This is a genomic window from Cellulomonas algicola (genome assembly GCF_003851725.1).
Taxonomy (GTDB): Bacteria; Actinomycetota; Actinomycetes; order Actinomycetales; family Cellulomonadaceae; genus Cellulomonas; species Cellulomonas algicola.
In genome coordinates this window covers 1-3,344 of record NZ_BHYL01000453.1, presented here as the reverse complement: position 1 = coordinate 3,344, position 3,344 = coordinate 1, and the positions used below count along the sequence as shown (strand labels likewise).

5 protein-coding genes and 1 pseudogene are annotated in these 3,344 nt (G+C 76.0%); 5 read left to right on the top strand and 1 reads right to left on the bottom strand.

Going from position 1 to position 3,344, the window contains the following annotated elements; all coding sequences use genetic code 11:
* The 3 genes and pseudogenes from CTKZ_RS20750 to CTKZ_RS20740 all read left to right on the top strand — a co-directional run.
* Window positions 1–316 (top strand): annotated as a pseudogene (locus CTKZ_RS20750) (molybdenum cofactor guanylyltransferase); the annotation flags it as partial.
* Window positions 313–588, top strand: coding sequence for a DUF6457 domain-containing protein (locus tag CTKZ_RS20745; RefSeq protein ID WP_124344671.1), 276 nt, complete (start codon window positions 313–315; stop codon window positions 586–588). The pseudogene CTKZ_RS20750 and the gene CTKZ_RS20745, both read left to right, overlap by 4 nt.
* A complete protein-coding gene (locus CTKZ_RS20740) occupies window positions 585–893 on the top strand; it encodes a MoaD/ThiS family protein (RefSeq protein WP_307720329.1) in 309 nt (102 codons plus the stop codon). The genes CTKZ_RS20745 and CTKZ_RS20740 overlap by 4 nt, the downstream gene beginning before the upstream one ends.
* 37 nt (window positions 894–930) lie before the next feature.
* On the opposite strand, the gene CTKZ_RS20735 is transcribed toward CTKZ_RS20740, so the two are convergent.
* Complete coding sequence (locus CTKZ_RS20735) at window positions 931–1,638, bottom strand: SDR family NAD(P)-dependent oxidoreductase (RefSeq protein ID WP_124344670.1); 708 nt, start codon at window positions 1,636–1,638, stop codon at window positions 931–933.
* A gap of 112 nt (window positions 1,639–1,750) precedes the next feature.
* Here CTKZ_RS20735 and CTKZ_RS20730 point away from each other — a divergent pair, with 112 nt between their 5' ends.
* A complete protein-coding gene (locus CTKZ_RS20730; RefSeq protein WP_124344669.1) occupies window positions 1,751–2,632 on the top strand; it encodes a helix-turn-helix transcriptional regulator in 882 nt (293 codons plus the stop codon).
* Between the two features lie 231 nt (window positions 2,633–2,863).
* Entirely contained in the window at window positions 2,864–3,310 is a 447-nt protein-coding gene (locus tag CTKZ_RS20725) for an SRPBCC family protein (RefSeq protein ID WP_124344668.1), read from the top strand.
* The last annotated feature ends 34 nt before the right edge of the window (window positions 3,311–3,344 follow it).

Here is a 3,344-nt window from a genome sequence, read left to right as displayed (position 1 = left end):
CGTGGTGCCCGCGCTGGTCGCCGCAGCGCTCGTGGACCCCGAGGCGGACGGCGCGCGGCTGGTCGGCGCCGACGGGTCGCCGCAGCACCTCGTCGCCGCCTACCGCCGGTCCGCGCTCGACGCCGCGCTCGACGCGCTCCCGGACGGCCCGCGCGACGCGTCGGTGCGGAGCCTGGTCGCCGGGCTGCGGCTCGTCGACGTGCCCGACCCCGACGACGCCGCCGCGGACGCGGACACGTGGGACGACGTGCGGCGCCTCGACGTCCGCCTGTCCGGTGGCACCATCGACCCTGACGACGATCGGAGGACACCGTGAGCACAGACCCCCGCAGGGCTCCCGGCGCGGACCTGCCCGCCTGGGTGGAGCACGTCGCCGCCGAGCTCGGCGTCGACCCCGCGCTCGTCGACATCGAGCGCATCCTCGACGTCGCGACGGACGTCGCGCACTCGGTCGCGCGGCCCGCCGTCCCGGTGACGATGCTGGTCGCGGGCCTGGCGATCGCCGCCGGCCGGTCCGGCGAGGACGTCCTCGCGACCGCCCGCCGCGCCGCGCTCGCGTGGGCGTCGGACGAGAACGTGCTGCCGTGACGACGCCCACGAGCGCCCCGACCGCCGCGACCGCATCCGGCACCGGCGTGAGCGGGACGACGGCCGCCGCGACGGTGGCCGTCCGCTACTTCGCCGCCGCGGCGGAGGCGGCCGGCGTCGACACCGAGACGGTCCCCGCGGGTACCGCGGCCCTGGTGGTCGCCGAGCTGACGCGTCGCCACCCCGACCTCGCGGCGGTGCTGAGCCGCTGCGCGCTGCTCGCCGACGGCACGCGTGTCGAGGGCGACGACGAGGTCCGCGCGGGCGTGACGCTCGACGTCCTGCCGCCCTTCGCGGGCGGCTGACCCGCCCGGCAGGTCGCACACCGGGCGGGTCGACGCCTCACCAGGGCAGCGCGCCCGCCCGGTCGTGGAACGTCCCGGACGGCGCGTCCGGACCGACGGTCGCGGCCGCGACGACGGCCTCGGCGCCCTGCTCGACCGTCTGGAACCCCTGGTGCCCGTTGAGGCCGGTCGCGGTGTAGCCGGGGTCGACGGCGAGCACCTGGTACCCGTCGAGCACCTTCGCGTACTGGCTCGTGATCATGTTGAGCGCGGCCTTCGACGACGGGTACGCGAGCCCGGCGATGGTCGACTCGAAGCGTGCCGGGTCCGTGGTCACGCCGAACGAGCCGAGCCCGCTCGACACCATGACGACGCGCGGCTGCGCGGACCGGTCGAGCAGCGGCAGGAACGCGTGCGTGACCCGCACGGGCCCGAGCACGTTGACGCCGTAGACGGGCAGGAAGTCGGCCGGCGGGGTGTCCCGCGGCCCGACGAGGCGCCCGCTGACGCCGGCGTTGTTGACGAGCACGTCGAGGCGCCCGTGCGTGGTGTCGACGACGCGCACGGCGTCGGCGACGGAGGCGTCGTCGGTGACGTCGAGCCGCACGGCCCGTGCGTCGCCGCCGAGCTCGCCGGCGACCCGCTCGCCGGCGTCGAGGTCGCGCGCACCGACCCACACGGTCCAGCCGAGCGCGACGAGTCGGCGGGCGGTCTCCCGCCCGATTCCCTGGGTGGCCCCCGTGACGAGGGCGATGGTGGTGTCCATGCCGTCGACCCTCCGCCGCGGCACGCGCGGGCTCCAGGGCGTGCGCACCCTGGGACCGGCGGTCCCATGCTGACGCCACCCGCGCGCCGCCGTGCGGGTGGATCCTGGGCGCATGGATCGCGGGGAGCTGGCCCAGGTGCTGCGACGTGCGCGGGGGCGCCTGTCGCCGCAGGACGTCGGGCTCCCGGCGGGCGAGCGTCGCCGGGTCGGGGGTCTGCGGCGTGAGGAGGTCGCGCTGCTCGCGGGCGTGAGCGTCGACTACGTCGTGCGGCTCGAGCAGGGTCGCGGCCCCCGCCCGTCGGCGCAGGTGCTGCGCGCGCTGGCCCGGGCGCTGCGGCTCGACGACGACGAGCGTGCGGAGCTCTTCCACCTGGCGGGCTCGCCGCCGCCGCTGCCCGGGACCGTGGACGACGTCGTGCGCCCCAGCGTGCAGCGCCTGATGGACCGGCTCGTCGACCTGCCGGTGCTGCTGCTCGACGCGCGCGGCGACGTGCTCGCGTGGAACGCGATGGCGTCGGCGCTGCTCGGCGACTGGTCGACCGTCCCTGCACGCGAGCGCAACGTCAACCGGATCCGGTTCCTCGGCACGACGCCGTACGGCCCGCGGACCCGCGTCGCGATGTCGCACGACGAGCGCGAGGCGACTGCGGCCCAGGCCGTCGCGGCGCTGCGGACGGCGGCCGCCCGGTACCCGAAGGACGCCCGCCTCAACGAGCTCGTCGCCGAGCTGCGCCGGGAGAGCCCCGACTTCGAGCGCATGTGGCAGGAGGGCGGCGCGAGCGTGTGGCGCAGCCACCGCAAGTCCGTCGACCACCCGACGGTCGGGCGGGTCACGCTCGACTGCGACGCGCTGCACGTGCCCGACAGCGACCAGGCGATCATCGTCTACTCGGCCCCGGCGGGGAGCTCCGCCGCCGACGCGCTCGCGCTCCTGCGCGTCATCGGGACGCAGTCGCTGACGCCGACCGCGGGTGCGTCCGCGACGCGCGACTGACGGCCCTCCGGCGTTCCGGCCGGGGGCCGGTGCACGGCCTCCCAGAGCCCCTCCCAAAGCCTGTCCCAGAGCCCTCGGAGGACGCGAAGGGTGCGCCTCGGCGATCTCCTCCGCACGTCGACGGGCCGACCTCCACCGGAACGGGGGACAGCTCCCGCGCTCGACGCGCGACCCGTCCGGGGCCGACCTAGCGTGGCCCGACAACCCCGTCCCGAGCGAAGGGAGCACGGCATGCCGACGATCGACCAGACCATCGAGGTGGCCGTCCCGATCAGCACCGCCTACGACCAGTGGACGCAGTTCGAGGAGTTCCCGCACTTCATGGGTGGCGTCGAGGAGGTGCGCCAGGTGACCGACACGCTCACCCACTGGCGGACCTCGATCGGCGGCGTCGAGCGCGAGTTCGACGCGCAGATCATCGACCAGCACCCGGACCAGCGCGTCGCCTGGCGCAGCGTCGACGGCCCGGCCCACGAGGGCGTCGTGACGTTCGAGGCCGTCGACGCCGGCACGACGCGCGTGCACGTCGAGACCCGGTGGGAGCCGGACTCGCTCGTCGAGAAGGCCGGTGCCGCCGTCGGTGCCGACGACCTGCAGGTCAAGGCCGACCTCAAGCGGTTCAAGGAGTTCGTCGAGAACCGCGGCACCGAGACGGGCGCCTGGCGCGGCGACGTCTGACCACCTGACGCACGACGACGCCCGACCCTCCCGC

What these genes read in the sequence shown, in the direction of transcription:
- CTKZ_RS20735 (WP_124344670.1), bottom strand. Translation starts at nt 1,638, where the DNA reads ATGGACACCACCATCGCCCTCGTCACGGGGGCCACCCAGGGAATCGGG.
- CTKZ_RS20725 (WP_124344668.1), top strand. Translation starts at nt 2,864, where the DNA reads ATGCCGACGATCGACCAGACCATCGAGGTGGCCGTCCCGATCAGCACC.
- CTKZ_RS20730 (WP_124344669.1), top strand. Translation starts at nt 1,751, where the DNA reads ATGGATCGCGGGGAGCTGGCCCAGGTGCTGCGACGTGCGCGGGGGCGC.